Below are 26,196 nucleotides of genomic sequence, written 5' to 3'. Positions count from 1 at the left end.
ACTCTCCCTTGTGTGTACCCTTATGACTTATTCTTTGTATCGTCATCATGGTTTCCGTACAAATGATCCAGCTCAAGATCTGTATGGAAGGAATGCTCTTCCGCCGGGAAGCTGCGTGATTTCACTTCCTTTACATACTGCGCGATGCCTTCCCGTATATGATCCCCAAGGTTCGTGTAAGATTTTACGAATTTTTTGGGATAAGGGTCCGCTGTATATTGAAGCACATCATGATACACCAATACCTGGCCGTCACAATGCTTGCCTGCTCCTATTCCGATCGTCGGAATCGATAATTGTTTGGTAATGAGCTCGGCAAGCTCGTCCGTTACGAGCTCCAGTACAATGGCGAACGCTCCGGCCTGTTCCAATGCTTGGGCATCATCGATTAACTTCTGGGCTTGTGCGGAAGTTTTGCCTTGAACCTTATATCCCCCAATTTGAAAGACAGATTGCGGAGTAAGTCCGATATGTCCCATAACCGGGACCCCAGCTTTGACGATTGCGTCCACAGAACGCGCTATTTCTGTTCCGCCTTCCATCTTAACGGCTTGACAGAGGCCCTCGCGCATTACACGGCCGACCTGTGTCAGTGTACTGTCAATCGTACCGTGATAAGTCATAAATGGCATATCTGTTACGACCAGTGGCAGATGTACGGCTCTCGTCACAGCTTTGGTATGATAAATCATTTCGTCAAGCGTTACCGGCAAGGTGGATTCATACCCCAACACAACATTGCCCAACGAATCGCCGACCAGGATAACATCGACCCCTGCTTGTTCCGCTAATCTTGCTGAGGGGTAATCATAAGCCGTAATCATGGAGATGGGGATCCCGTCCTGCTTCATTTTACGCATTCTTGTCGTGCTCATTTTTTTCGCTTCCACTTGTCCACCCACTCTTCTTCAAGATGGCTCCGGCCCAATATAACCAATAAAGCCCCCTCAGCGTTACCGCTAAGGAGGCTATCGAATACAACAAAAATCAATCTCTCGATTGTTTTCTGTCTCCCGTCCCTTCGGCTCGAAGCAGAATTGCAACCTACACTTCATTCATTATGACCTAATGTGTTCAAGAAAACTTGCGATAATGCGCGAGTGCAGTTCCAGTAAGTGGATACCGCCTCAATGAATAGTATACCAAATTCCGATGTAATTTTCATGATATTTTCATAAAAAAATTAAACGCGCATCAGGATTGAATTTCTGCTGAATACAATTTAACAATATCGCCATCCGCTAATTTAACCACTAATGCTCCCATCTCATCAATAGAAAGCGCCGTGCCTTCGATGGGTCCCTTAGGGGAATTCGCTCGCACAGTGCTTCCTAACGACATGGTAAGGGCTTCCCAGGCCGTCCGGATCGGTTCGAACCCTTTCTCCTGATACAGGTCATAGAGGGCTTCAAACTCTTCCCAAACGTGTTTGATGATCTGAATCCTGTCGACCTTGTGTCCAGAAGCAAGCCTAAGCGAGGTGGCAATCGCCTTTAAGTCCTCGGGATAGTCATCCTCTTCAAGATTGACGCTGATCCCAATGCCCGCAATCACATAACGCAGTCGCTCATCTTCAGCCGTTGATTCCAACAAGATGCCGCATATTTTGCGCTTCTCAATAAGGAGATCATTCGGCCATTTAATCGCTACTGGTAAAGCAGTCACCTTGCGAATCGCCCGGCATACAGCAACCGCCGTTAACAACGTTAATTGCGGTGTGAAGTGTATGGGAATGGTCGGTCTTAGGACCAGACTCATCCATATTCCTTTTCCTTTGGGTGAATGCCATGGTTTGCCCATTCTTCCGCGTCCTGCGTTTTGTTGCTCGGCAATGACTAACGTCCCTTCACCCGCGCCTTCCTCAGCCAACCGTTGAGCAATAATCTGTGTGGAATCCACTTCATCGTAAAGCTTCAGGCTTCGTCCCATCACTCGAGTTTGCAGGCTGGTCATGATCTTTACGGCTGAGAGGCGATCTGGTTGGCTAATGAGCCTATACCCTTTTCGGGATACCGCCTCAAATTCATAGCCAGCCTCACGAAGCGCCGTTATATGTTTCCAAATGGCGGTTCTGCTGCATTGCAACTGTTCGCTAAGCTGCTCTCCCGACACGAACTCGCCTTTATGCTGTTCGAATATAGTTAAGATGCGTTCATTCAAATCGCTTCACTCTCGCTCTGCTGTAGAGCGGCTTCTAACAGCCGCTCTTTGGTATTGGGCAGACGGCCGAGCGCTACTTCCAGCAGCAGGCCGTCCAAGATGCGGCCGAGCCATGCTCCGGCCGGGCGGCCTGCTGCCGCGAGCACGTCGCGGCCGGTAAGCGCAAGCTCGCTCACGCGCGTCGCGGGCAAAGCCTGCACCCAATCCGCACCGGATTGGAGCAGGCGGGCGCGCGCAGCCGCGTGCGGCGCGCTTGCCGCTGGCGCAGCCGGCGGCTGCGCTTGCGCCGCTGCGCCGGGCGCCAGCAGGCGCAGCCAGCCGCGCACGGCGTCAGCGCCGTAGCGCACGCTGGCGCGCGCCAGCGCCTCGCGCAGCGGCTGCGCAAGCGCAGCGCCTTCCGCTTGCGCATCTGCAAGCTCGCTCAGCCGCTCGGCCATCCACTCCTGCACTTGCAGCAGGCGGCTGATGGTCGAGCTCTTGCTCGCCGCAAAGCGGAGCAGGCCGAAGCCCTCCTTCGCCTCGTCCGCGGTAACACCCATGCGCAGCAGCCAATAGGCCCAGCGCAGATCCGATCCTTCCAATTGTGACAATGACCCTCCCCACATCGACGAGGACATTCCGCTTACACTATCAATCGGCCAGCTCAGTTTCTCCTTCGTAAACCTCAGTAGTCCGCTTTCGGCTATAAGTCTGATTGCTCTATCCGGATCATAGCCGCTAATCATTTTTTCAAGCTCGGCATGTACACGCTCCATTGCGATATGCACAAGCTTGGGCGAGCAGTCCAGCAATGCCTGCCATGTATCCGCTTCAACTGTCATTTCATATTCACAAGCAAATCGCAAACACCGCAGCATTCGAAGAGCATCCTCTTCGAACCGTGTATGCGCATCACCGACACAACGCAATATTCGTTGCTGCATGTCAGCTTGTCCATGAAACGGATCGATAATGAGCCCCTCTGCATCCATCGCAATCGCATTGATCGTGAAATCTCTTCGCTGTAAATCTTCGTTCAAATCCGATATGTATTCGACCGTCCTGGGACGGCGATGCTGTTCATACTCGCTTTCCCGCCTGAAGGTAGTTACCTCGAAGGCAATACCTTCTTCCACTACGGTTACAGTGCCATGCTGGAGTCCTGTGGGGATGGAATGAGGAAAGAAACGCATGACATCCTCCGGTTTGGCGGAAGTTGCGATATCGATATCCTTCAATTGTCGGCCAAGCAGCTTGTCCCTGACACAACCGCCGACCCAATAAGCCTCGCAGCCGTGAGAGACAAGCTGTTTCAACAGCTGCCTGCCAACCTTCTCCATTGTTTCTGACACAGGAATACACTCCTTACCTTACGCCTTGCAAAGCTCATCCAGATTATAGAGCGGCATCGGTCTGCCCAACACCCGATAATAGATTTCCTCATACTGAATGGTGATCAAATCGTTGCAGAACTTTGTCCGGGCACGGTCCAGACAAGCGTTGGACATTGTCTGATACAACTGCTCATCAGTCAGAAGCGCAATCGCATGCTCTGCCATCTGATGGATATCGCCGATAGGAGCTAAGAATCCCGTCTCACCATGTGTGATCAATTCAGGAATTCCGCCTGCATTCGATGCGACCGTCGGCACGCCGCAAGCCATAGCCTCAAGAGCGACGAGTCCGAAGCTCTCCTTTTCGGAAGGAAGCAGCATCACGTCGGCCAAAGAGATCACCTGAGCAATATCATCCTGCTTCCCGCAGAACAACACCCGATCGGTTAGCCCCATTTCCTTCACTTTGCAGATCATTTTGGATAACTCCGGACCCTCGCCGACGAACATTAACCTGGATTTCACTTTTTTGTTTACTTCCGCGAATATATCGACTACATCGCCTACACGTTTGACCGGCCTGAAGTTCGAAATATGTATTAACAATTTCTCATCCGGCCTGGCGAAATCCCTTCGGAGACTTACTACATCCCGAGGATAATATACTCTTTTATCGACAAAATTATAGGCTAGCTCTATGGGCAAATCTGTTTCCAACGCGAGGTGAGTTTCCCGAATCAAATCTTGCGAAACCGCCGTAACTGCATCACTTTTGACTAACGCCAGTTTGATGATATCGCTGAGTGATTCGTCTTGCCCTAGGACAGTTATGTCCGTTCCATGCAGCGTTGTAACAACCTTTAATTGCGATCCGACCATTTCCTTTGCCAGAAAAGCACTTACTGCATGAGGAATCGCATAGTGCACATGAAGAAGATCGAGATTTTCCATTTTGGCAACCTGGGCTAGCTTACTGGCAAGCGCGAGATCATAAGGGGGATACTTGAACACATAGTAATTGCTTATTTCCACTTCATGGTAATAAATGTTTTTATGAAATTTCCCGAGACGGAACGGCACGCTTTGCGTAATAAAATGAACCTCATGGCCTTTTTCAGCCAACAGCTTCCCTAATTCTGTAGCGACGACTCCAGATCCTCCCAACGAAGGGTAACAAGTTATACCGATTTTCAATCTGTCGCTCATGCCGTTCCCTCCTAATAGCCGCAATTGTTCAAACTCCTAAGTTGAACTTGCCGCATTCTATATAGTATTCCGTATCTTCTCAAAATAGTTGAACAGAATAGGGGAGCTTGCTTATAAACCCTTCTGCATACTGAACACCACTTTTTTGCCCCATCAACAAATCTCTGGCTTCAATTCTTTCCAGATACCCCTGATTCAAAGGCGTTTGGACAAAAGCATTATCAGTGCCAGCTTGAATGAATTGAGTCCCGTAAGCCCGCAACGACTGCCGCTTCAACTCATATTGGTCTGTAACATCTACAATCAAGTCGGCATCGTACAAATCATTGATGAAATAGAAATATAACTGGCTTACCGTAACAGCCGCAAGGCCTGACTCTGGTAAGTACCGTCTCAGCTTCGCATTAAACACCGCTTCTTGCACGAGATGGCTGCAAGCAATATGATCGGGATGCCGATCCATCCAATAAGGCGCAAAAACAATACGAGGACGATGCTTGCGAATGGTTAAAGTTATCGACTCGATGTGGCCAGGAGTAACAAGAAGACCTCGATCCGGTAACCCCAGATTCGTCCGAGAGGCTAACTTTAACACTTGTGCTGCCGCCTCTGCCTCCTGTTTTCTGATTTCCACCGTTCCATTAGAGGACATCTCTGCATGGGTCAGATCGCATATTCCTACTCTATAGCCTGCAGCAGTATGTTTGCCGATAGTACCCCCCATCCCGATCTCTGCATCATCAGGATGAGCGCCGAATATCAATATATCTAACGCATCCTCATTCATATTGAATCACCTGGCTTGTATTTGTGCACCAGCTCGCGCCAACCGAAATCACCGCGATCCAGTGATTTGACAAGCAGCTCCGCTGTGGCAATATTCGTGGCGCACGGGATCCCCTGCACATCACATAGACGCAGCAATGCTATAATATCCGGCTCATGCGGCTGCGCCATTAACGGGTCACGCAGGAATATGAGCAAATCCATCTCGTTCTTGGCAACTAGCGCGCCAATCTGTTGATCGCCCCCAAGCGGCCCAGACATAAAGCGGTGCACTTCAAGATCAGTTGCCTCCATTATGCGCAACCCTGTCGTTCCCGTAGCAAACAGCTTATGACCATGAAAAACTTGCTGATAAGCTGTGACGAAATTGACCATCTCTTCTTTCTTGCGATCGTGGGCAATCAGCGCTATATTCAACATGGAAATCTCCTCCGCTCCCGATTATCTATATTTATCTCAATATCGGGGTTTATAAACAGCTTCTATTAATCCACAAAATGTTCAAATCCATACACAATTCCGCTTAAGTCCATTACTTTCTTCACGGCAATATTCACACCTGGCATATATCCTGCACGATCATAGGAATCATGTCTAATCTTAAGCGTCTGACCGAATCCCCCGAAGATAACTTCTTGCTGCGCAAATATTCCTGGCAATCTAACACTATGGATGCGGAATCCGCTGTACATTCCTCCGCGCGCACCCTCAATCGTTTCTTCCTCGTTCGGATTGCCTTGACGGAACTCTTCCCGATTGGCGGCAATAAGCTCAGCTGTCTTGATGGAGGTTCCGGAAGGAGCATCCAGCTTCTGATCCCCGTGATATTCTATGATCTCCACATGAGGCATATATTTGGCAGCTTGCGCCGCGAATTTCATCATCAGTATAGCACCAATCGAGAAGTTTGGCGCGATAATTCCGCCAATCCCGTTCTCCGTGCATAGCTTGTCCAATTCAGCAATATCTTCTGGGCTGAATCCTGTAGTGCCAATTACCGGTCTTACGCGGTTTGCAATAGCAATCCTGCTATTAGCCATCACAGAATGCGGAGTCGTGAAGTCAACCAGCACTTCAGCCTTCGATTCGATGAGTGCTGATTCAAGATCCTGGCTAATTCTGACTCCGCATTCCTGATTACTTACAAGCTGACCCACATCTACGCCTTCGTTCGTCCGGTCAATAGCGGCTGCCAATTTCAGTGCAGGATCCGCTAATACCATCTTGACAACCTCTTGACCCATTCTGCCGCTTGCTCCGGTTACTGCTACATTTATTATTGCAGTCATTAGTAGATCTCCTTTAATGGTTCATTAATTTTTCATGCTGATCCAACTGTTGGAGTAATGCTTTCACATCTTCCCGATGCGGATCTAGTTTCAATGCTTCTTGAAATGCAGCGTTGGCCAATGAATATCTTCTCAATCCTGTGTAGGCTACACCAAGCAACATATACGCTTCCAGATAAAGAGAATCCAATTGAATCGCCTGCTTAAGCATAACAACAACACGATTCAAATCTCCATTCCCTTGTTCCATTCTTCTTCCCGCTTCTTGCACAAGCTTGCGTGCTTGGACGTTGCGATAATGATATCTGAAAATGAGCTGCTCCGGCTGTAAATCAACTGCTTGTTTGGCATGCTCAATCGCGGGAGGAAGCTTATTACTTCTTGCGTATGTGATCGAAAGCCTATAGTGATAGTCAGCATTGTCCGGCTCATCGTTCACCGCTTGGTGGAACCAATCTATTGCTTGCTCAAAATCATGCTGCAGAATTGATCTGTAAGCCTGCCTTATTTTATGCTCCCCATTCATATGCTCACCTCTCTATAGCATATGGCGCTTATCCATCTTCGGTGTTCCTTTTTGTCCAACGGTCGGCATCCCGCGTCTGGAACTTATGCATGACTCGGTCATGAGCTTCCGTCAGATCAATACCAAGCGAATTGGCGAAACAGATCGTAATGAACAGAATATCCCCGAGCTCGAGCTCAATGGAATTGGCCTCTTCAGTCGACTTCTTGGGCTTTTCCCCATAAGTATGGTTAACCTCACGCGCTAACTCGCCTACTTCTTCTGACATTCTGGCGAGCATAGCTAGCGGACTGAAGTACCCTTCCTTGAACTGGGATATATAAGCATCGACTTCACCTTGCATGTCTTTTAATGTTTTATCCGCCATAAGCCCCCCCCAGTCTGTTATCGTTTTTTTCTATTTAACATGTTAACGCATCGGAGTTTTGAACACAAATCTTTTTTACGTTCAACTTTTATGGAAAATAGGGAAAAGCGATATAATGAAAGTAACAGTTTTTTTCTATCGTTCGTACCATTTCTGTCAGATGAGGTGCCGGCATGTATAATCAAGCGAAGTTACAGTTAAGAACACTGCTTCCGATATTTATCGGAACTGCTATTTACTCGTTCGGGCTTTATTATTTTGTGATTCCTAATGAGCTTATGGAAGGAGGGTTAACCGGAATAGCGCTTTTACTAAACTATGCTCTGGATATTCCTCCGTCTGCGACCACCCTTGTGTTAAATATCCCCCTTTTTATTGTAGGCTGGCGGGCTTTCGGCGGAAAAGGAATGATCTACACGATTATTGGCACGTTATCGCTAATTTTGTTTCTATGGCTGCTGGAGATGGCTGTTGCTCAACATTGGTTAGTTCCCTTTGAGTCGAAGCAAGATTATTTTCTGGCTACTTTGTATGCAGGAGTTACACTTGGGACGGGACTTGGGCTTGTATTAAGATTTGGGGCTACTACGGGAGGGACGGACATAATCGTTCGTCTTATTTCAATGAAAAAAGGCTGGAGTATGGGTCAGGTCGTACTAATGATCGACGTTGCCGTCATAGGACTGTCCCTCTTGTACATTCCGAAGGAGAAGGTCTTATATACGCTTGTGGCGGTGTTTATAGCGTCCAAGATCATTGACTTTATTACGGAGGGCGCCTATGCAGCCAAGGCCTTCACAATCATTACCGACCATGCTCCTCTGGTTGCAGAAGCGATAACGAAGCAGTTGGATCGAGGTGTAACGTTGTTCGCTGCAAGAGGAGCTTATTCGCAGACGAATAAAGAAGTCGTATACAGTGTTGTTGCGAGACATGAAATGCGAGCGTTGCAATCGCTTGTGAAAGCCATTGATCCGCTCGCATTTATTATCATTACCGATGTCCATGATGTTCTGGGAGAAGGCTTCCGTGTTGACTCCAAGCCTTAAGATCGGAATCGGCCATTATTTCGCCCTCTTTTACCTCCACCGACGAAGTCCCGCTCCACACGGAATATTCGCCACGAAGCAAACGTTAGTACCGCGATGATGATAGAACCTATTCCTGTGATCCACAAGACTGGATTAGGTTGCTCCATAATCGGTAAAAAGGCCTCGGTATCTTTCTTTTGGAAGATTAGATCCAGGGTAGCGTTCATATTCATAATCCCGCTGCTAATATTTTTCGTGTCCCACTTAGGTTCGCTTAACTGTGTCTTCATGAATCGAAATAAGGATTCCATTTGTTCTACTTCAGAAGCATTACGGCTTATCACAACCGATGGCCGGATAAGATCATATTGGTCGGAAAGTGCCGTTAACGACTTCTGCGCCTCTTCCTTTTTGGCCATTTGGACCGCATGCTGCAGAACGCTTATGTTCTCCTTCATCCCTTTATAATACTGCAACCACATTGGCTCGTTCTTATGGGTAAGTGCATCGGTCGCCAGACGTATTCTGGCAATAGCCGCTTGTCCTTCCGACTTGGAATAAGCGACTGCATTCAGCTCTCGCTTAGCAGCAACCACAGAATCTGCCAAGGCTTGTACACCTTCGACCGTAGTCATTCCATCAAATCTCATTTGGGTCAGGCGATCGCCTAGTTCATTCAACTTCGTTCGGGCTCCGTTTACATCATCCTGCATAATTTTGGTATATAATTCATCCGCTGCAGTATTTAACTGCTCTGCTTGCTTTAACACTTCCGGCTGAACCGATGCAGCTGTTTCCGGAGTCTTTTCCTTTGAGCAGCCGCTGCATAACACTACTAATAATGTTAGAGCTAGTACAAATAAGACCGTCACATTCCGCGTCTTGAAAAACATAAGGCATCCCCCTAATAAAGAATCTTGGGGATGCCCTCTACCGAATACTTGTCCGTCAGGACAACCCCATTATGGCTTAAGTTCTACTACCATTAACGTATGGGGGATTGTCCACTTTTAGACCATCTATGTACGATCACAATCGCAACCAGACTAAAGAAGCTCAAGGATAATGTGAATGCTTCAATGGAGCCAAGGTCATCTCTTAGAACTTTTGGAAGCCAGGGGTAAATCTCTCGGTGATAATCCAGAAGATCGTTGATTAGCATCCAGATTGCCACAAGGACAACTTGCAGCGGACGTAAAAGAAATAATCCAACAAACAACAATGCTTCGAATGCCATCCCCAGATGAGAGACGACGAGCATCCAATCCTGCCACACCAGAATATCTCCTTGTGCCGCTCCAGCGAAGATCATCGTAACAGCCCAAATGCCATATTTCACCGAAGTAATCATTCCAAAGGCTACAGCTAACCCGCCGAGAAAAGAATCCCTCAATCTTCGGTCCGGTATTAACAATAGTAGAAGCGCAATGGTGAAGAACAAAGAAGCCGTAGGGCTGTCTGGCACAAAAGGTAAGTACCAGAACCCGTGTGTCTCTAATGTGCTAACCAGCTGGTCTCCATACCACATGTAACCCCCGATGGTGCCCAGGAAGTTCACGATGAACAGAAGAACGATCATGGAACGGCTGTACAGAAGCGTTCTAGACCAAACGATCAAGTCGGACAAGCAAGACTCCCCTCTCTGTTCCTTTTAAAAAAACCTGACCGTTAGCCGGCCAGGTTGTACTACTCGTATCTTACCTATTTTTGTGCTTTCTGCTTAGCTAACCATGTCACCATAGTGTCAATATCTGCGTCGGATAATCCTGCGCCTTTATTAGCTTCGTATTGTTTAGGCATATTCATTCCAATACCTTCTTTTACGATCTTCATAATCTCATCCTTGGAATGCTTATCACCGACTCCTCGAAGAGTTGGGCCGCTTTTACCTTTTAGATCAGCAGCATGACATGCAACACAAGTAGATTTTTTGTATATCTCGAATCCTGGATCTTCTTGTGCAACTAACTGAGCAGCACCCGCAGGTTTCCCGGCTCCTCCGCCTTGACCCTTGGCTGCATGCAATTCTTCTGCGCGCTTGATATGCTCAGGGATGATGTTCTTATCTTCCAGCTCGTGCTGATAATGCATCCAAGAAGCAACAGTCAAGTGAATCGTTGCCACCAAGCTTAGAATCATGATCGTGGTAGCGATAGGACGACGGTAGAATCTCCGGTGTTTGCTTGTATCCAAGAATGGAGCCAACATCAAACCACCGAACAACAATCCCGGTAACACAAGAGTACCTAATACTACATAATTTCCGGATGTATATGGGTATTTCAACAACTGATACATAAACAGGAAGTACCAGTCCGGCATCGGAATAAATGCCGTGTTCAATGGATCAGCAGGATATCCCAATGGCGCTGGATGCTGCATAACTAATACCAAGATTCCTACAAGAACTACCGCACCAACCATCCATTCCTTAAGGAGGAAGTTCGGTACGAAGGCTTCGGACTTACCTGGATAAGCGGAATAATCACGAGGAATCATAGTCTCCGTCTTCTTCTGAACACGGGAATCCCCAACATACACTATCTTTTCATTCGACTTATGACCGTGTGCCACGAATGGTTCCTCCTTTCATTATAGCGGTCCGGATATACCTTGCTTGCGGATCATGAAGAAATGGCCGCCCAACAAGCCAAGCAATGCTGCCGGCAAGAAGAACACATGAATTGCGAAGAAGCGTGTTAACGTTTCTGCGCCTACAATATCTCCACCTTGCATCAAAGCCTTGATATATTCTCCAGCAAACGGAACGGAAGCAGCAATGGAAATACCCACCTTAGTCGCAAAGTAAGCTTTGTTATCCCAAGGCAACAAGTATCCTGTGAATCCTAGGCCGAGCATAACGAAGAATATCAACATCCCTACAATCCAGTTCATCTCACGAGGAGCTTTATAAGACCCTGTGAAGAATACGCGAAGCGTATGTAGGAACATCATTACGATTACCAGACTGGCTCCCCAGTGATGCATACCGCGAACGATGACACCAAATGCAACTTGATGCTGCAAGTAGTCGACGCTGCGATAAGCGTTGATGATATCCGGCGTGTAATACATCGACAAGAACATACCTGACAAGATCTGAATGACGACAATAAAGAACGTCAATCCACCGAAACAATATACGAAAGCTGAGAAATGATGAGCCGGGTTAACATGCTCTGGCACTTCATGGTCAGCGACGTCTCTCCACATTGGTGTTATATCCAGACGCTCGTCAATCCAATTATACATATTTTTCAACATTTGATCGAAACGCCTCCTTATTTCACAACAATCGTGTTCGGTTTCACTTTCCCAAGATAGACGAAACCTTCTTTGATTTCTACATCAAACTCGTCTAGCGGCGCAGGAGCAATCGCAAGCTGCTTGCCTTCCTTCGTATAATGCGCTTCGTGACATGGACAGAAAAATTCATTCGGAAATCTGGAATCAGCGTTCCAGTTAACCGTACAGCCTAAATGCTTACATGTAGGTGATAATGCGTAAACCTCACCCTTATCATTTTTCATGATCCATGCTTCCAGATCCACTTCACTTTCGTACCAGCCATCCACCTGATGAACTTGGAATTTGAAAGATTTCGGTTCTGCTGTAATTTTGCTCTCTTCAATAACTTTCACCAATGCCCCTTCGCCTTTCGACTTGAGGATCGGGTCTACCGCGAATCGAATCATTGGTATGACCGGTCCAGCCATCAAGAACGCTCCAGTTCCACCGAGGGTATAGGAAAGAAATTGTCGGCGGGACATCTCGCGCCGAGTCCGTGGTTTCTCGGTATGGTTGTTGTCTTCATTCATGAGTCTTCTACCCCCTTTATACAGTTGTATCACAGTCGTATTCGACATTACTTCGCACGTATTACTAGGACATAACTATAATAGCCTACGTCATCTAGGGCGTCAAGAATGGATGGAACACAATTCACAACCCTTGCGAATTTGAGACTCTCTTTGTTGCGAATTTGTCACATCTTGCAGTAGACATCCTCTATATCGTTTACAATTTATTTTCCATTAATACACGCAATTGGATTATACCTCTCCAGCTTCAGACGCAGTTACTGTTGTTGATTTCCATAACGCTTGCACATTCTGATCCACACTCGCCTTGAAGGCTTCGCTGTTCATTGTTCGTCCTTCCTCATCCATAGCACTGAGTACCAGATCGGCATGCTCTAGCGGACCCCCGATAGCACCGTCTTGTCCTGTCATCACGATTACGTAACGGAATCCGGATTGCTTCAAGCGTGCACACACCCGATCAATAGCCACCGGGGCTGGCGAATCATAGTCCACATAATGAAAGGCTGGATAGGTAACGGTTCTCCCTTTGTAAGGAATCTCAATAAAATCAAGCAAGTTACGCAAAAATTCTAATTCTTGTACCGCTTCCCATGGTTCTTCTGAACCATCTAGTCCTGTTACAGGTAGCAAGCAAGTATCCAGATAAGGTTTAAGTTTGAACCATTCTTTACGGTCGATTTCGCTGAACTTCATAACGCCCTTCCGGCCTTCTTTCTAAGTTAGATTGAACAAGTATCCATGCTGTCTTCCTCATTATAACAAAATTCACCTTATTTGATCGGTTTCAAACCTATGTAAATGTGCCAAATTAGCAAATGAAAGGTCACTAATTCACAAAAAAAAACCGGGTTCTGCACCCGGTGTAAGTCAAGACGTGAGCTTTCTTAGTTCATTAGTCAGATCAAGGAATGAAGCTTCGTCTCCTCGGACAAGCGCATTATCGATTTCCCGATACAGGGTTTGCCTTCTATGCTTTCGCACAGCATCGTCCAATATCATTTCTGCAAAAAGACCTAACATAGCCGAATAACCAGAAACGTCCATCTTCTCCATAAGACATACCTCCTACCATTGAGGCACCGCAGTGCCTTAAGCTTCCAGGATATGTGTTTCTTTTAAAGTAACGTGCCCTCCCATTCAGGACAGCCAGCCGTTATGCTTGTTCCTGCCTGTACTCTCTTCCCTTATGAACGTAGCTTTCCATTGTACGTTTCATTCGCTGCAGATCTTGTTCGGTTAATTCCCTAATCACCTTAGCCGGTGACCCCAGTGAAAGAGTGTAAGGAGGAATGACTTTGTTCTCCGTAACGAGCGAACCCGCTCCTATTAAAGCATATTCACCGATGTTTGCTCCGTTAAGTACAATAGCCCCCATTCCGATTAATGTGCCTCTGCCTAAAACACAGCCGTGAATGATTGCCCCATGTCCAACTGAAACCTCTGACTCGACGATTAACGGTTGATTCGTATTTACATGCCCGATACAGCCGTCTTGGATGTTAGTCCGAGCACCAATTCGTATGGGAGCCAGGTCACCTCGCAGCACTGCGTTATACCACAGAGAACAATCCTCTTCCACATGAACATCTCCAATCAACTGCACACCAGCGGCAGTAAAAACGGATGGATGAACGTAAGGAAGAATCTGATTGTATGGATGATTCAAAGCGATCACTCCGTTCCACAAATTTACATCTTTTGAGGAGTGATTTTAGCAAGGGAAGGGGGGATTGTCAATCTGCAAGACAATCTTTTCTTCCTCTGGCACATAGGTCCCCGATACGATTCCGCTGCCGAGCTTAGTCATCCTGACAACACGCCCCTGAACCTCATCTTCACCCAGGCGAAGCAATCCCAGATGCATCATCATTTGAAGGATCCGTTGTTCAAAAACCGATTCAGAAGTGTCGTAATAAAACGGGCGTATTAGAGTACAAAGCACCCTGGACAACGCATCGACTTGAATCCAGTCCCTAGCCAGCCGGTCGATCCAATACACAATGGATTGCAGATTTGGTATCGGATTCTTATATAATTTGAACCATAGCCGGTACACATGAGAAAGATCTTCTCGTTTACCCGAAAGGACCGCTTGCTTGCCTTTGTCTGTTAATAGCAGCAAGCCGTCACCTTCATAGAGCAAATCATTGTAAAAGCAATAGTCATAAATGAGCGAAAATCGATTCGGATGATCTCTGAAATTGCGGCCATAACCGAATCTCCATCCGCCTTTCGGAAGCTCTTCTATAACAGACATTCGCTCTATTATTTGCTGAAGCGGTCTTTTGTACATGAACCCTTCGGCCGTAATAGGTACATCCTGATTGTACATATAGTGAAGAAAATGATAGATGTCATCTGTAATCAATCCTTGTTCATCCCTATAAGCTGATGGCTCATCCATAATGCTGAGCTCGGATTGAAATTGTTTGACTAACGTTTCTGTGAACCGGTGTTTCATATCAGTCGGGAATTGGAATAAATAACGCGTTTGCTGGGAGTATCCATTGAAAAGCCAACCGCTATGTTTGAACTTGGAGATCATTTCTCTGGGATTCCATGAGTCTGCAGCTTGATTAGCAGGTTGCCCGACAACGGCTGTTGCAAAGTTCGATAATCGTGCCCTGGCCACCAATTCTTCGAGACTGAATAGGTCGCGCTTATCAAAAACGATAGAATTCAAAAACCGGATATCTTCAATACTTAACTTCGTAAGTTGCTGTTCAAACACATCTCTTCGGTTCACTTTGGACAGAATCGATTGGATGAGCTCGTTCTTGGAGTGTCCGTTACATTGGCAGTCATACGTGTTGGCAATGCTGCTCAACTGCTGAATATCGGCATAACACAACATATCCGCCAGATTCATAGATGCCCTCCTAGTGAAAGAATGTGAGTTTTATCTAAGAACCAGTATCGGTATTTTCCAGAAAAATAAACGTCTTCTCCCGTTTGGTGGAAAAAATACTCCGCGATTGCTCTTGGAGAACATGCGGAGTTATTGAAATTTATTAGCAACTATTCAATTATTCCGATAGGCTTCTTTGGCAAGGATATACATAGCACTGCTCCAGCCGAGGGGAGTATTCGGATTAGGTTCTTTCGTTCGACTGAAGTAGAGCTCAGGTAATATACCGGGTTCAAGCATAACATCCTCCGTCCACCTGATATATCGCTCTGCCTGATCGCGTCGGTCTAATTCCAGATAGCATAGGGCGAGCCATGGCAGACCGAATGTCCATTCCGCTTCATACCCGTAATAGAATGCTAGCGGATGTCCGCGCCCGTGTACCTCCTCCAGTGAGCTGTAATAGCTGTCTCCTGCATAGCGGATGACACCTCGTTCCTTCAGCAGCTCATGCTCTACCTGACGCACGATGGTTTCAGCCAGTACACCTGTGAACAACCGGTAGGGATAAATAAGACTCAGCTGCGCTAAATCAACTGGTCGATTCTCACTCTCACGAGGAAATAAACTCAAAACCGTCTTCAGCCCTTTTTGAATCAGTGCTTCCGGCACTTGCACAAGATGTTGGATGGCTTTCAGTCCAGCCACACAAGCTCCTACCGATGAGGAATGAACCTCTCTCCCCTCTTCCCACATCCCGTTGTCCGGATCATGCCAGTACTCTACATTTTCTAGATATCGGACCAGCTTCTGTACAATTTCCCGATCTTTATCATCACGAAACATCTGTTTCCCTGCTTTATCTCCCGCGCCCATACCGAACAGGAAAGCCCCAATCATGTCATGCTGCACATGTCCCCAGTTCTGATCATGAATCTCTGATACATCATGTGCTCTATAACGAGCATGGATGTATTCCCATTCCCAGACCGGCTTGGCCTGACAAAGAATATCCAGCTTCCATTCCAGCTGTCGGAACAAATCGAGCATTCTAGCGTAAGCACGCTCATAATCATCGCCATTGCGTCTCAAATAAGGCAATGACATGTAAACGCTATCTCGCAACCAAACATAGGAATAATGCTCCGACGGGCTCGCAATATACAATCCGTGGGGCAAACGCAGACGATCCAGTACATTGTAGCTTTGTTCTAACATGGTAAATACCTCCTTTAGCGAATGTGACACACTCGCACATCGAAAGCATCAACTAAGCGAATGTGAAACGTTCTCTTAGGCATTACACCTTCCAGGTTAGTCATCTCCGGAGTATAAGCAACTTAAGTGCTTGCTATATCATGTGCAAAGAAGCATAGATTGGTCTCCGTTTTTCGGCAAAAAGTTTACAAGCTGCACAAATTAATTATTGCAAGTGAGCTGTGCAGTTATATATGGTGCAATTCCATTTGTCAGTCTCTCTCCGAAGTATGCTAAGTGCAGTATTCTGCAGCAAGCCTGGCGGCATCTCGTCTAACAGACCGTTCAGCATCGTGCCGATGAATGCTCCATGACTAACAATAAGTATTTTGGATGCACCGTACAGACTCTCCAGCTCGTCCAAACTAAGCTTGCCCCGAGCGAACAATTGTTCATCGGATTCTGCACCGTGATCCAACTCCTTCCAACCTTCACCCCACTTGGCAATACGTTCTGCCATTGTGGTACCGTCCAATCGACCATGCGTGCGTTCTCTTAATCGGGCATCGATATGAACAGCTGGAATAGCAATCTCTGCTGCAATAATGGATGCCGTCTCATAAGCTCGCTTCAGATCACTGCTCACAACGGCCTCCCAGCCTTCACCTTTCAACCTTTTAGCCAGTCTTCGCGCTTGCTCTCTCCCGGTTGGATTCAATTCAATGTCCGTTTGGCCCTGAAGCCTGCCTGTTGCATTCCAATCTGTACTGCCGTGACGCACGAAACCCCATTCCACAATCAATCCCACCTTGCCAGATAAAATAATAAAAGCCTCTTAAAAAGAGGCTTAGAGCTAAGCTATTCCTATTCGTTCATTGGATGCTAAGCCTTCGTGCGGGAAAGCCAATTCATAATTAACAGTGTACTAGTTAATCCAAGTAATGACAAGACTACGAAATAATCGGGGTACGTCCGGATTGGACCCATTCGTATCATAGATGGTTCTTTGATGCTTGCGGTTGCTACTGCTCCGGAGGATAAGGACATGGACTTCGATACGGATGAACCCGGTCCTGATACAGCTCCGCTAGTTGCACTTGCTACGGGCTTTAAGCCGTAGATTGCATTACTTTCTGCTGAGTATGTATCGCTGGCCGGGGAAGTCTGGAATATGGAAAGAAGCAGCCCCACAACGAATAAAGTCATGCAGAATGCAATTGCAATCGATGCGTTTCTTCGCAGTACATAGGAGATGGAATACATCCTGTCTGCAACAGGCATCCGCCAATTCTCTCCGGCATAGATCCGATTCATTACTTGCTTGGTCATAGGCTCGTATTGGGGAGGGCGTTCCAATGTGCCTACCGTATCTCGAATAAGCTGAGCGCTTTCCTGCCATATGGAGAACTCCTCCATGCACGATTCGCATGACGCCAAGTGAGTGTCTATCTTCTTCCGCCGCTCATCCTCATCTGACAAGTCCCAATACCCGGCAAGCGCATCTTGTATGTCCGTGCACTTCATCGCTGCTTCATCCCCTCGTACTCTTGAAAAATCGGTTCACTTAAATAAGGCTCCAGTTGCATCTTCACGCTCGCTCTCGCTCGGAAAAGAAGCGACTTCACCGAACTTACAGTCTGATCTAATATATTGGCAATCTCCTGATAATCCAATTGATCGTATTCTCTTAGAATTAATGCCGATCGTTGCTTCTCAGGCAGATTGTTAATCGCATTCCTCACCATGGATGCTTTCTCATTTCGCAAAATCGCTTGCTCAGGAGTAGCTTCAAGAGATGTATGCGATATTTGGCCGTTCTCCTCCAATGAAACATGTACCGCCTTGTTCCGTCTCAATTCGCTAAGCACGGTATTCCGAGCTATCGTGTATAGCCAGGTTGAGAAAGAAGCCTCTACTTCCCTGAAGGAGTGCAGACTGCGGTAAGCTTTATAGAAAGTTTCGGAGCATAAATCTTCCGCGACGATCTCCATACGAGAACTCTTCAGCATGTGGAAAATAAACGCAAGAATTTTACGTTCGTAGCGGCGCATGAGTTCCTCATATAGTTGTACGTTGCCGTCCTTGATCTCCCGGATTAACTGGGAATCGGTCATTGCAAGAGGCCTCCTTGCTGCTTCCGAAAACGTCTCCCAGTCAACGTTTGCTAATTATTACTGACGTGGGAGCGAAAAGTTGCGATATTAATGAAAAAAAACGATCTATAGTCTACTTCATTTATATTTAGGGCTTATTATCTATTACAATTCTGAGTATATAGGGTAAAATCCTGCTTCATTCGACAAAAGTCTATTATCAAATACCCTTCCCCAAAAGTTTCCATTTTGAATCAGCTTAGTCTTCCTTACCTACCATAGACCAACTGGGGCGAAATGTAAATATTGGAAAGGCGGGAAAATTAAATAAAAAAATAACCGCCGGAAACCGGCGGCTGCACATAGTGCCATTATTCGGATAGGAGTGGAGAGAAACCATACTGTACTTTGATTATAATGTATCCGTTTTCATTTTGTCAATGTTTATTTGCAAGCGGTTTCTTTTAGTGGAATAAATGGAGCAACCCTTGATTCACAAGGCTTGCTCCACGACTGAATTTTATAATCGCACTTCATATTGATTGCTCTTTAATACATGAATCGCGGCATCCAGGTCTTTCTCATTTCGGAAGGAAAGTCGAAGTATACCTGGAACATCAGCACGGCTCTCGATAATATGCATATTACTTAGATTAATCCGATGATTGCCTAATAAGGATGCTATTTGTCCGATAATACCAGGATGATCCGGAACATCCACGTACACATCATAGATGGCTGTGATTATGCCTTTGCGACGCTCAGGGAGCTGGCTGCGGAACTCAGCAGCACGTCTGAACTGGTCTTCGATGCCCTTTCCATTATCCTCTTCGAGCAAGGTTTGGAATTTATGAATCCGTTCGTTCCAGTCCTCGAGCAGCTTCAACATAACTTCCCGGTTATTCAGCAGAATATCACGCCACATTTCCGGATGACTGGAAGCGATTCGTGTAATATCGCGAAACCCTCCTGCGGCGAGACTCTCATATAACGGATTCGTGTCTTTATAGTCGGCAATCTGATTCACAAGCGCGGCAGCAATAATATGAGGCAAATGGCTAATCGCACCTGCAATCAGATCATGTTCCATGGCATCGACCCGAACAATCTGCGCTTTGGTATGTTGAAGAAGCTCGACCAGTCGGTCATATATCTCAGCAGGCGTACCCTCAGCAGGTGTAAGAACGTAGAATGCATTCTCATATAAATGAGAGCTTGCAGCCTCGACCCCTGATCGTTCAGAACCCGCCATCGGGTGTCCGCCGATAAAATGAATATCCGTTCGACCAAGACGTGCAGCACATTGGGCTATTGAAGCCTTTGTACTCCCGACATCGGATATAATACAGCCTGGCTTCAGCTTACATTCCGCAATTCGCAGAAAATAATCTTCCAGTATCCCTACAGGTACACAAAGGAATATGAAGTCGGCGTCTTCAGCCGCCTCTTCCATGGATGTAGTAACCCTATCTACAACACCGCGCTTTATGAACTTATCTGCTTCTAGAGGATCGTGTGTATGGCCGATTACTTGGAAGCCGGGCTTGCCCTTGAAGCAAAGCGCAAGGGAGCCCCCCATCAAACCCACTCCAAAAATAGAAATCTTAGTCATTCGATTCACTCTTCTACTCACTCTTCTAGTGTGGGATTAGGCCTGGACTGTAACTTCCTCAAGTACGGCCTCAAGCGCTTTGATAAATTGTTCATTCTGCTCCTGGCTGCCGACCGTAACGCGAAGCTTGGTTGGGAAGTCCAGATTATGCCCTCCTCGTACGATGAAGCCTTTACGAAGCAGACCTTCGAATGCAAGCTTGGCAGGACGCTGCACATCAACCATAACGAAGTTGCCGTGTGCAGGGTAGTAAGAAAGCCCAAGTCGATTGAATTCGCCTTTCAAATATTGAATGCCTTCCGCGTTTCTTGTCCGGCATTCCGTTATGAAGGCTTCATCAGCCAGCGCTGCTTTTGCTGCCGATTGCGCATAACGAGTCGTGTTAAACGGCTCCCGCACTTGATTGATCGTATGAATGACTTCAGGATGACCGATGCCATACCCAATGCGCAAGGATGCAAGTCCATAAATTTTGGAGAATGTTCGAAGAAGGATCACATTCTTATACTGACGAATAAGCTCGAATCCGTCAGGATAGTCACCTGCCACAGTGTATTCTGCATATGCTTCATCCAACACGACTAGCACATTTGAAGGGACTTGTTTCAAGAAAGTGGACAGCTCATCATGCGTAACGATTGTACCTGTAGGATTATTAGGGTTACATACCCAGATAATTTTCGTTTTTTCTGTTACGCGAGCAAGCATTCCCTGCAAATCATGAGTACCGTCTATCAATGGAACCTCGATACACACTGCACCTTCAATTTCGGCATTATGTTTGTATTGAGGGAATGTGTGCGTCGCCATAATATTCTCATCGCCTTGTACCAGATAGGCCCGTGCGATCATAAGAATAATTTCATCGGAGCCTGCTCCGAATATTACTTGATTCGTCTCGACGTTGAAATGAGCCGCAACGGCTTTTGTTAATTCGACAGCGCCGCCGTCCGGATACAAGCTCGTGTTGTTTACTTCTGCAATGATGGCTTCCTTCGCCTTTGGCGAACAGCCGAACGGATTCTCGTTCGATGCGAGCTTTGTTACTTCCTTCAGTCCTAGCTCTCTTTTAACTTCTTCAATCGGTTTTCCTGGCTGGTATACTGGTAAATGAACTATATTTTGCTTTGGTCTCACTTCAATTTCACCTCTTGAACGGGATTGTGATCATACTTTCATAGTAGAAAACATCCGTAATGATATAGCCGCGCTCCGAACGTCAATAACGCTTCCAGCCTCTCTTGAAAAGGTGTCCCTTGATTGAAGGGTGGTTACGACACCTTTTCAAATGAGGCACGTAAACTTTCCAGCTGTTATTGACGTTCTACGCTCCTGCTATCTCATCACGACCATCATTTTCATACGACTCGCCTACTCGTCCCTTAATTTTCTCACAAATTCGCGAATTTGCAATAGACCTTGCTTGCGAGTTGAAGGTTCACTTAATAAAGGTATAGCGTCCTCGATACAACGGACAATGGCGCTGCCAACGACAACACCGTCGCAGGTTTTGGCGAATTGAGCCACCTGCTCACGATTGGAAATCCCGAACCCGACCGCAATTGGCAGCGATGTGGAACGTTTCACTGTGTTCAGGAACTCGTCGATCCCAGCGAAGAATTCCGAACGAACACCTGTAACACCGAGTGAGGAAACACAGTATACGAATCCTGTGGCGCTTGCAGCGATCTTTTCAATCCTAGCTTCGGATGTTGGTGCCACCAATGGAATCAGGTGAATGTTATATTGAATCGCTAGCTTGCGAACCGGCGCATCTTCTTCAATCGGGAGATCCGGGATGATCATCCCGCTGATGTCGTTTTCTTTCAGCAAATCGAAGAAGCGCTCCAAGCCTAGTCGAAGTACAGGATTATAGTAAGTGAATAAGATGAACGGGATTTTAACTCCTCTTTCCCGTGCTTGGCGAGCTGCGCTTATACAATCCAGGATGGATATCCGGTGCTTAAGCGCGCGTTCGGAAGCCCGCTGGATAACGGGGCCATCAGCTAGCGGATCCGAATAAGGCACACCGAGCTCGATCAGATCGGCGCCGGCTGCTTCCAACTCAACGAGTATATCAATAGAGGTCTCGGGGTCCGGATCTCCGATTGTCACGAAGGGAATAAGGGCGGTACGCTTCTTGTCACGCAGTTCGGCGAACTTGGCATCAATGTGATTCATCAAGACTACCCCCTAAGTATGACATAATCGACTCCACGTCTTTATCTCCGCGGCCTGATAAGCTAACCACGATTAGTTGGTCAGGATTCATGGTCGGGGCAAGCTTCGTAACGTGGGCAATCGCATGAGCGCTCTCTAGCGCTGGGATAATACCTTCCGTACGACTAAGCAATTGCAAAGCTTCCAAGGCTTCAGCATCCGTAACCGGCACGTATTCGGCTCGACCTGCGTCTTTCAAATAAGAATGCTCCGGACCGATTCCGGGGTAGTCAAGGCCAGCTGAGATGGAATGCGCAGGCAGCACTTGTCCGAAATCATCCTGAAGAATATAACTGTAAGAACCTTGGAACACACCATGACTGCCTTTGGTCATCGTCGCCGCATGCTCATCCGTTTCAACACCGCGGCCTGCTGCTTCTACCCCGATCAAACGTACATTTTGGTCCTGGATGAAGGGATAAAACATACCAATCGCATTACTGCCTCCACCAACACAAGCTACGACAGCATCAGGCAGACGCCCTTCCTTCTCCACAATTTGCAAACGTGATTCATCGCCAATAATACGTTGAAAATCACGCACCATCATCGGATAAGGATGAGGACCCGTAGCGGAGCCCAGAATATAATAAGTGTCATGCACATTGCTAACCCAATAGCGAAGCGTTTCATTACAAGCGTCCTTAAGCGTACGAGTACCAGACAAGACAGGAATAACCTCCGCTCCTAGCAGCTTCATACGGAACACGTTCAACTGCTGGCGCTTCGTATCTTCCTCACCCATGAACACTTTACATTCCATGCCGAGCAGAGCGGCGACCGTTGCCGAAGCAACACCATGCTGCCCAGCTCCAGTTTCAGCTATCACTTTGGTCTTCCCCATTTTTTTGGCAAGAACCGCTTGTCCAATCGTATTGTTGATCTTATGAGCACCTGTATGGTTAAGATCTTCGCGCTTCAAATAGATCTTGGCGCCGCCGAGCTGTGCAGTCAATCTCTCCGCATAATACAATCTGGAAGGGCGCCCTGTATATTCGTGCAGCAAGTAAGTTACTTCTTTAATAAACTCAGGATCCTTCGAATATTTCAAATAAGCCTGTTCGAGTTCGTGAAGTGCGTTCATTAACGTCTCAGGAACGTATTTTCCTCCAAAAACTCCGAATCGACCATGTTCATCCGGCATTTGATGCATGATGCTTCACCCTTTCCACGAAAGCCGTTATTTTAAGTACATCCTTCATACCTTCTGTTTCCACTCCGCTTGATACATCCACTCCGTCAGGACCGTAAGTATTAAGAAGTTCGTCCACATTGTCAGCGTGCAAACCCCCTGCTACAAGCAGAGGGATATTATGGGCTTTGGTCCATTCCAGATAAGCAGGTATGCGGTCCCAGGCAAACGTCTGCCCTGAGCCTCCCCCTATCAGCGGTTCGAACGTATCCAGTAAAAGCATATCAATATGCTCAACATAAGGAAGGAGTGTGCTGTCGAGACCGCCTTCTGCAGGCTGACCTCCGATGGAAACTACCTTCATGACTTGTACATCAAACGTCTCTTTCACCCATTGACACAGCTCTGGAGGCTCTTGTCCATGCAATTGAACGATATCAAGCGGCGCTGCGGACAAAATATTCGTTAATTCTTCCCTGTAAGGGTTAAGGAATACCCCTGCGAACAAAGGGATGGGCTGACCCGCCGATACACTATCGCGCATCGTTCGGATTAGTTGTCCGGCATGCTGACCCGTTATTTGACGCCGACTCTTTGCAAAAATGAAGCCAATGTAGTCAATCGGTAAATGTATGATAGATTTTAGCACTTCAACGTCCTGAAGTCCACAAATTTTCACTGTCGCTTTATTTGCTTTTACGACCATCCTTATCGCGCTCCTTGCTCATGCGGTGGACGTTCTGCCTGACCTAACAGCCCGTAGACTGCTTGCTCAATGTCGGGTTTGCGCATGAAATGCTCGCCTACGAGAACAGCTTGAGCCCCTAGACCGCTCAGGTATCCGATTTCCTCTGCAGCGGATATTCCGCTCTCACTGACGACAGCGCGATCCTTAGGAATTAGCGGTGTGAGCTCCTCTGTTGTTCTCAGATCGGTCACGAATGTCTTCAGATTCCGATTATTGATCCCAATCAACGTGGCGGTTTCTTTAAGATCGAGCACGCGTTCTAGCTCTTCACGGTCATGAACCTCGACAAGTACATCAAGTCCTATGTCCTTCGCCGTACGCAGATAATCATTCATTTCTGCTGAAGTCAGAATAGCAGCGATCAACAGAATCGCATCTGCTCCAATGAGACGAGCTTCGTAAATCTGGCGGGCATCTATTGTAAAATCTTTGCGCAAGAGAGGCACTTGCACCGCTTCTCTTACTGCGCTTAAGTATGTGTTAGAGCCTTGAAAATATTCGGTATCTGTCAAAACGGAAATACAGTCGGCACCCGCTCTTTCATAAGCACGCGCGATTTGAACTGGATCAAAATCGGCTCTTATTAATCCCTTGGAAGGAGAAGCCTTCTTCACCTCTGCAATCAAGCCCATGGTGCGATTACGATGAACGGTCAAGGCCCGTTCGAAGCCAAGACAGGCTGACATTTCTGAAATCTGCTTCTCTGCGGCTGTTAGGGAGAAGCTTTGCTTCAACGTCTCCACTTCCTGTTGTTTGGTAGCTACTATTCGATCAAGAAACATGGCTAAGTTCTCCTGTATATTGGACAAGCTGCTCAAGCTTTGTGAGCGCCTTGCCAGAGTCGATTGCAGATGCTGCTAATTGTACACCCTCACGCAAGGAGGAGCAATGACCGCTTACGTAGAAGCAAGCTCCTGCATTGGCTAGCAGGATGTCCCGGCATGCGCCAGTCTGCCCTCCATAGACGGAGCGGATCATCTGCGCATTATGCTGGGCGTCGCCGCCTACGACCTCCTGCATCGAATAGGTGCCGAGACCGAGATCCTCTGGTGTGATGACATAAGTAACAATCTCACCATCTTTGAGCTCCGTAACTTTGGTTGGAGCCGAGATACTGATCTCGTCTAATCCGTCATGGCTAGCTACAACTAAACCGCGTTTTAGTCCTAGAGATTTCAGTACACTCGCAATGAGCTCCGTCTTGTCTTGATCGAACAAACCAAGTAATTGACGGTCTGCTCGAGCTGGATTCGTAAGGGGACCAAGCAAATTGAATATAGTTCGAATGCCGATTTCACGGCGTGGACCTGCAGCGTGTTTCATGGATTGATGGTACGATTGCGCAAACATGAAGCAGATGCCTACCTCTTCGAGACATTTCGCCGCTTGCTCACTGTTCAGTCCGATGGAGACGCCTAGCGCTTCCAGAACATCAGCGCTGCCGCTCTTACTCGACATCGCACGATTGCCGTGCTTGGCTACTCGGATGCCGCCTGCTGCTGCAATCAATGCGGAAGCCGTCGAGATGTTAAATGTATCTGCGCCGTCTCCTCCCGTACCGCATGTATCGAGCAGGTTGCTGCTCTCGGTGAGTACCATGTTAGCCATGCTGCGCATCGTCTCTGCGAATCCGGTGATTTCGTCTGCTGTCTCCCCTTTCATTCGCAGAGCCGTAATCAGGCTTCCGATCTGAGCTGGTGTTGCATTACCTGCCATTACTTCGCCCATCACATATCGAGCTTCTTCCCGAGCCAAGTTCCCGCCGCCCGCTACCCGGCCTATTGCCTGCTGTACCGACATAACCTGCTGCATCCCCGTTTCCTCCCCTTAGTCCCAATGACGGT

The 26,196-nt window shown here is 47.2% G+C and carries 30 protein-coding genes; 1 reads left to right on the top strand and 29 read right to left on the bottom strand.

Annotated features, from left to right (window positions below; genetic code table 11):
* Nucleotides 1-20 precede the first annotated feature (20 nt).
* The 9 genes from panB to AC58QD_RS04210 form a co-directional block, all read right to left on the bottom strand.
* Nucleotides 21-875 carry a 3-methyl-2-oxobutanoate hydroxymethyltransferase gene (panB, locus tag AC58QD_RS04250; protein ID WP_497330372.1) on the bottom strand — a complete coding sequence of 285 codons (855 nt, stop codon included), beginning with the start codon at nucleotides 873-875 and terminating at the stop codon, nucleotides 21-23.
* Nucleotides 876-1,194: 319 nt separating this feature from the next.
* Complete coding sequence (locus AC58QD_RS04245) at nucleotides 1,195-2,160, bottom strand: biotin--[acetyl-CoA-carboxylase] ligase (RefSeq protein WP_497330370.1); 966 nt, start codon at nucleotides 2,158-2,160, stop codon at nucleotides 1,195-1,197.
* On the bottom strand, nucleotides 2,157-3,491 hold the full coding sequence (locus AC58QD_RS04240) for a CCA tRNA nucleotidyltransferase (RefSeq protein WP_497330368.1): 1,335 nt from the start codon (nucleotides 3,489-3,491) through the stop codon (nucleotides 2,157-2,159). The genes AC58QD_RS04245 and AC58QD_RS04240 overlap by 4 nt, the downstream gene beginning before the upstream one ends.
* Before the next feature lie 18 nt (nucleotides 3,492-3,509).
* Nucleotides 3,510-4,679 carry an N-acetyl-alpha-D-glucosaminyl L-malate synthase BshA gene (bshA, locus tag AC58QD_RS04235; RefSeq protein ID WP_497330366.1) on the bottom strand — a complete coding sequence of 390 codons (1,170 nt, stop codon included), beginning with the start codon at nucleotides 4,677-4,679 and terminating at the stop codon, nucleotides 3,510-3,512.
* A gap of 79 nt (nucleotides 4,680-4,758) precedes the next feature.
* Nucleotides 4,759-5,466: a bacillithiol biosynthesis deacetylase BshB1 gene (gene bshB1 / locus AC58QD_RS04230; RefSeq protein WP_497330364.1), complete on the bottom strand. Its 708-nt coding sequence runs from the start codon at nucleotides 5,464-5,466 to the stop codon at nucleotides 4,759-4,761.
* Complete coding sequence (locus AC58QD_RS04225; RefSeq protein WP_497330362.1) at nucleotides 5,463-5,885, bottom strand: methylglyoxal synthase; 423 nt, start codon at nucleotides 5,883-5,885, stop codon at nucleotides 5,463-5,465. The genes bshB1 and AC58QD_RS04225 overlap by 4 nt, the downstream gene beginning before the upstream one ends.
* Nucleotides 5,886-5,950: 65 nt before the next feature.
* A complete protein-coding gene (dapB, locus tag AC58QD_RS04220) occupies nucleotides 5,951-6,754 on the bottom strand; it encodes a 4-hydroxy-tetrahydrodipicolinate reductase (protein WP_497330360.1) in 804 nt (267 codons plus the stop codon).
* 13 nt (nucleotides 6,755-6,767) lie between these two features.
* Nucleotides 6,768-7,280 (bottom strand): tetratricopeptide repeat protein, encoded by a 513-nt coding sequence (locus AC58QD_RS04215; RefSeq protein WP_497330358.1) that lies wholly within the window; start codon nucleotides 7,278-7,280, stop codon nucleotides 6,768-6,770.
* Nucleotides 7,281-7,308: 28 nt separating this feature from the next.
* Nucleotides 7,309-7,647 carry a nucleotide pyrophosphohydrolase gene (locus tag AC58QD_RS04210; RefSeq protein WP_497330356.1) on the bottom strand — a complete coding sequence of 113 codons (339 nt, stop codon included), beginning with the start codon at nucleotides 7,645-7,647 and terminating at the stop codon, nucleotides 7,309-7,311.
* A 173-nt stretch (nucleotides 7,648-7,820) separates the two neighbouring features.
* On the opposite strand from AC58QD_RS04210, the gene AC58QD_RS04205 reads away from it, so the two are divergent.
* Nucleotides 7,821-8,696: a YitT family protein gene (locus AC58QD_RS04205; protein ID WP_497330354.1), complete on the top strand. Its 876-nt coding sequence runs from the start codon at nucleotides 7,821-7,823 to the stop codon at nucleotides 8,694-8,696.
* Here the strand turns inward: AC58QD_RS04205 and AC58QD_RS04200 are convergent.
* The 20 genes from AC58QD_RS04200 to trpD form a co-directional block, all read right to left on the bottom strand.
* On the bottom strand, nucleotides 8,693-9,571 hold the full coding sequence (locus AC58QD_RS04200; RefSeq protein WP_497330352.1) for a sporulation protein YpjB: 879 nt from the start codon (nucleotides 9,569-9,571) through the stop codon (nucleotides 8,693-8,695). The two genes, AC58QD_RS04205 and AC58QD_RS04200, sit on opposite strands and share 4 nt — an antisense overlap.
* Before the next feature lie 92 nt (nucleotides 9,572-9,663).
* Nucleotides 9,664-10,305, bottom strand: coding sequence for a DUF1405 domain-containing protein (locus AC58QD_RS04195; RefSeq protein WP_497330350.1), 642 nt, complete (start codon nucleotides 10,303-10,305; stop codon nucleotides 9,664-9,666).
* Nucleotides 10,306-10,379: 74 nt separating this feature from the next.
* On the bottom strand, nucleotides 10,380-11,252 hold the full coding sequence (locus AC58QD_RS04190; RefSeq protein WP_497330348.1) for a c-type cytochrome: 873 nt from the start codon (nucleotides 11,250-11,252) through the stop codon (nucleotides 10,380-10,382).
* An 18-nt stretch (nucleotides 11,253-11,270) separates the two neighbouring features.
* Nucleotides 11,271-11,942 (bottom strand): menaquinol-cytochrome c reductase cytochrome b subunit, encoded by a 672-nt coding sequence (gene qcrB / locus AC58QD_RS04185; RefSeq protein WP_497330346.1) that lies wholly within the window; start codon nucleotides 11,940-11,942, stop codon nucleotides 11,271-11,273.
* Nucleotides 11,943-11,959: 17 nt separating this feature from the next.
* Complete coding sequence (locus AC58QD_RS04180) at nucleotides 11,960-12,496, bottom strand: Rieske (2Fe-2S) protein (protein ID WP_497330344.1); 537 nt, start codon at nucleotides 12,494-12,496, stop codon at nucleotides 11,960-11,962.
* A gap of 234 nt (nucleotides 12,497-12,730) precedes the next feature.
* Nucleotides 12,731-13,195 carry a DUF2487 family protein gene (locus tag AC58QD_RS04175; protein ID WP_497330342.1) on the bottom strand — a complete coding sequence of 155 codons (465 nt, stop codon included), beginning with the start codon at nucleotides 13,193-13,195 and terminating at the stop codon, nucleotides 12,731-12,733.
* Between the two features lie 174 nt (nucleotides 13,196-13,369).
* Complete coding sequence (locus AC58QD_RS04170; RefSeq protein ID WP_497330340.1) at nucleotides 13,370-13,555, bottom strand: IDEAL domain-containing protein; 186 nt, start codon at nucleotides 13,553-13,555, stop codon at nucleotides 13,370-13,372.
* Nucleotides 13,556-13,655: 100 nt separating this feature from the next.
* The gene (locus tag AC58QD_RS04165) at nucleotides 13,656-14,168 is read right to left on the bottom strand and encodes a gamma carbonic anhydrase family protein (RefSeq protein WP_497330338.1); all 513 of its coding nucleotides are present in this window, start codon (nucleotides 14,166-14,168) and stop codon (nucleotides 13,656-13,658) included.
* 45 nt (nucleotides 14,169-14,213) lie between these two features.
* Nucleotides 14,214-15,371, bottom strand: coding sequence for a hypothetical protein (locus AC58QD_RS04160; protein ID WP_497330336.1), 1,158 nt, complete (start codon nucleotides 15,369-15,371; stop codon nucleotides 14,214-14,216).
* 153 nt (nucleotides 15,372-15,524) lie between these two features.
* Complete coding sequence (locus AC58QD_RS04155; protein WP_497330334.1) at nucleotides 15,525-16,568, bottom strand: glycoside hydrolase family 15 protein; 1,044 nt, start codon at nucleotides 16,566-16,568, stop codon at nucleotides 15,525-15,527.
* Nucleotides 16,569-16,773: 205 nt separating this feature from the next.
* Entirely contained in the window at nucleotides 16,774-17,343 is a 570-nt protein-coding gene (locus AC58QD_RS04150; RefSeq protein ID WP_497330332.1) for a histidine phosphatase family protein, read from the bottom strand.
* 86 nt (nucleotides 17,344-17,429) lie between these two features.
* A complete protein-coding gene (locus AC58QD_RS04145) occupies nucleotides 17,430-18,071 on the bottom strand; it encodes an anti-sigma factor family protein (protein ID WP_497330330.1) in 642 nt (213 codons plus the stop codon).
* Nucleotides 18,068-18,661 (bottom strand): RNA polymerase sigma factor, encoded by a 594-nt coding sequence (locus AC58QD_RS04140; RefSeq protein WP_497330328.1) that lies wholly within the window; start codon nucleotides 18,659-18,661, stop codon nucleotides 18,068-18,070. Before AC58QD_RS04140 ends, AC58QD_RS04145 begins: the two co-directional genes overlap by 4 nt.
* 499 nt (nucleotides 18,662-19,160) lie before the next feature.
* Nucleotides 19,161-20,252, bottom strand: a complete 1,092-nt coding sequence (locus tag AC58QD_RS04135; RefSeq protein ID WP_497330326.1) for a prephenate dehydrogenase — start codon at nucleotides 20,250-20,252, stop codon at nucleotides 19,161-19,163.
* 36 nt (nucleotides 20,253-20,288) lie between these two features.
* Nucleotides 20,289-21,389, bottom strand: a complete 1,101-nt coding sequence (gene hisC / locus AC58QD_RS04130) for a histidinol-phosphate transaminase (protein ID WP_497330324.1) — start codon at nucleotides 21,387-21,389, stop codon at nucleotides 20,289-20,291.
* A gap of 234 nt (nucleotides 21,390-21,623) precedes the next feature.
* Nucleotides 21,624-22,433, bottom strand: a complete 810-nt coding sequence (trpA, locus tag AC58QD_RS04125) for a tryptophan synthase subunit alpha (RefSeq protein ID WP_497330322.1) — start codon at nucleotides 22,431-22,433, stop codon at nucleotides 21,624-21,626.
* On the bottom strand, nucleotides 22,420-23,625 hold the full coding sequence (trpB, locus tag AC58QD_RS04120; RefSeq protein ID WP_497330320.1) for a tryptophan synthase subunit beta: 1,206 nt from the start codon (nucleotides 23,623-23,625) through the stop codon (nucleotides 22,420-22,422). Before trpB ends, trpA begins: the two co-directional genes overlap by 14 nt.
* Complete coding sequence (locus tag AC58QD_RS04115) at nucleotides 23,606-24,310, bottom strand: phosphoribosylanthranilate isomerase (RefSeq protein ID WP_497330318.1); 705 nt, start codon at nucleotides 24,308-24,310, stop codon at nucleotides 23,606-23,608. Before AC58QD_RS04115 ends, trpB begins: the two co-directional genes overlap by 20 nt.
* 2 nt (nucleotides 24,311-24,312) lie before the next feature.
* Nucleotides 24,313-25,134, bottom strand: coding sequence for an indole-3-glycerol phosphate synthase TrpC (gene trpC, locus AC58QD_RS04110; protein ID WP_497330316.1), 822 nt, complete (start codon nucleotides 25,132-25,134; stop codon nucleotides 24,313-24,315).
* On the bottom strand, nucleotides 25,124-26,164 hold the full coding sequence (gene trpD / locus AC58QD_RS04105; protein WP_497330314.1) for an anthranilate phosphoribosyltransferase: 1,041 nt from the start codon (nucleotides 26,162-26,164) through the stop codon (nucleotides 25,124-25,126). The genes trpC and trpD overlap by 11 nt, the downstream gene beginning before the upstream one ends.
* Nucleotides 26,165-26,196 lie beyond the last annotated feature (32 nt).

The organism is Paenibacillus sp. J2R1T-4 (assembly GCF_059692235.1).
This window is presented reverse-complemented; position numbering and strand designations above follow the sequence as displayed.

What these genes read in the sequence shown, in the direction of transcription:
- trpB (WP_497330320.1), bottom strand. Translation starts at nt 23,625, where the DNA reads ATGCATCAAATGCCGGATGAACATGGTCGATTCGGAGTTTTTGGAGGA.
- bshA (WP_497330366.1), bottom strand. Translation starts at nt 4,679, where the DNA reads ATGAGCGACAGATTGAAAATCGGTATAACTTGTTACCCTTCGTTGGGA.
- AC58QD_RS04170 (WP_497330340.1), bottom strand. Translation starts at nt 13,555, where the DNA reads ATGGAGAAGATGGACGTTTCTGGTTATTCGGCTATGTTAGGTCTTTTT.
- AC58QD_RS04135 (WP_497330326.1), bottom strand. Translation starts at nt 20,252, where the DNA reads ATGACTAAGATTTCTATTTTTGGAGTGGGTTTGATGGGGGGCTCCCTT.
- AC58QD_RS04180 (WP_497330344.1), bottom strand. Translation starts at nt 12,496, where the DNA reads ATGAATGAAGACAACAACCATACCGAGAAACCACGGACTCGGCGCGAG.
- AC58QD_RS04155 (WP_497330334.1), bottom strand. Translation starts at nt 16,568, where the DNA reads ATGTTAGAACAAAGCTACAATGTACTGGATCGTCTGCGTTTGCCCCAC.
- AC58QD_RS04225 (WP_497330362.1), bottom strand. Translation starts at nt 5,885, where the DNA reads ATGTTGAATATAGCGCTGATTGCCCACGATCGCAAGAAAGAAGAGATG.
- trpD (WP_497330314.1), bottom strand. Translation starts at nt 26,164, where the DNA reads ATGCAGCAGGTTATGTCGGTACAGCAGGCAATAGGCCGGGTAGCGGGC.
- trpA (WP_497330322.1), bottom strand. Translation starts at nt 22,433, where the DNA reads ATGAATCACATTGATGCCAAGTTCGCCGAACTGCGTGACAAGAAGCGT.
- dapB (WP_497330360.1), bottom strand. Translation starts at nt 6,754, where the DNA reads ATGACTGCAATAATAAATGTAGCAGTAACCGGAGCAAGCGGCAGAATG.
- AC58QD_RS04115 (WP_497330318.1), bottom strand. Translation starts at nt 24,310, where the DNA reads ATGGTCGTAAAAGCAAATAAAGCGACAGTGAAAATTTGTGGACTTCAG.
- bshB1 (WP_497330364.1), bottom strand. Translation starts at nt 5,466, where the DNA reads ATGAATGAGGATGCGTTAGATATATTGATATTCGGCGCTCATCCTGAT.
- AC58QD_RS04200 (WP_497330352.1), bottom strand. Translation starts at nt 9,571, where the DNA reads ATGTTTTTCAAGACGCGGAATGTGACGGTCTTATTTGTACTAGCTCTA.
- AC58QD_RS04215 (WP_497330358.1), bottom strand. Translation starts at nt 7,280, where the DNA reads ATGAATGGGGAGCATAAAATAAGGCAGGCTTACAGATCAATTCTGCAG.
- AC58QD_RS04175 (WP_497330342.1), bottom strand. Translation starts at nt 13,195, where the DNA reads ATGAAGTTCAGCGAAATCGACCGTAAAGAATGGTTCAAACTTAAACCT.
- panB (WP_497330372.1), bottom strand. Translation starts at nt 875, where the DNA reads ATGAGCACGACAAGAATGCGTAAAATGAAGCAGGACGGGATCCCCATC.
- AC58QD_RS04205 (WP_497330354.1), top strand. Translation starts at nt 7,821, where the DNA reads ATGTATAATCAAGCGAAGTTACAGTTAAGAACACTGCTTCCGATATTT.
- AC58QD_RS04140 (WP_497330328.1), bottom strand. Translation starts at nt 18,661, where the DNA reads ATGACCGATTCCCAGTTAATCCGGGAGATCAAGGACGGCAACGTACAA.
- AC58QD_RS04210 (WP_497330356.1), bottom strand. Translation starts at nt 7,647, where the DNA reads ATGGCGGATAAAACATTAAAAGACATGCAAGGTGAAGTCGATGCTTAT.
- qcrB (WP_497330346.1), bottom strand. Translation starts at nt 11,942, where the DNA reads ATGTTGAAAAATATGTATAATTGGATTGACGAGCGTCTGGATATAACA.
- trpC (WP_497330316.1), bottom strand. Translation starts at nt 25,134, where the DNA reads ATGTTTCTTGATCGAATAGTAGCTACCAAACAACAGGAAGTGGAGACG.
- AC58QD_RS04145 (WP_497330330.1), bottom strand. Translation starts at nt 18,071, where the DNA reads ATGAAGTGCACGGACATACAAGATGCGCTTGCCGGGTATTGGGACTTG.
- AC58QD_RS04160 (WP_497330336.1), bottom strand. Translation starts at nt 15,371, where the DNA reads ATGAATCTGGCGGATATGTTGTGTTATGCCGATATTCAGCAGTTGAGC.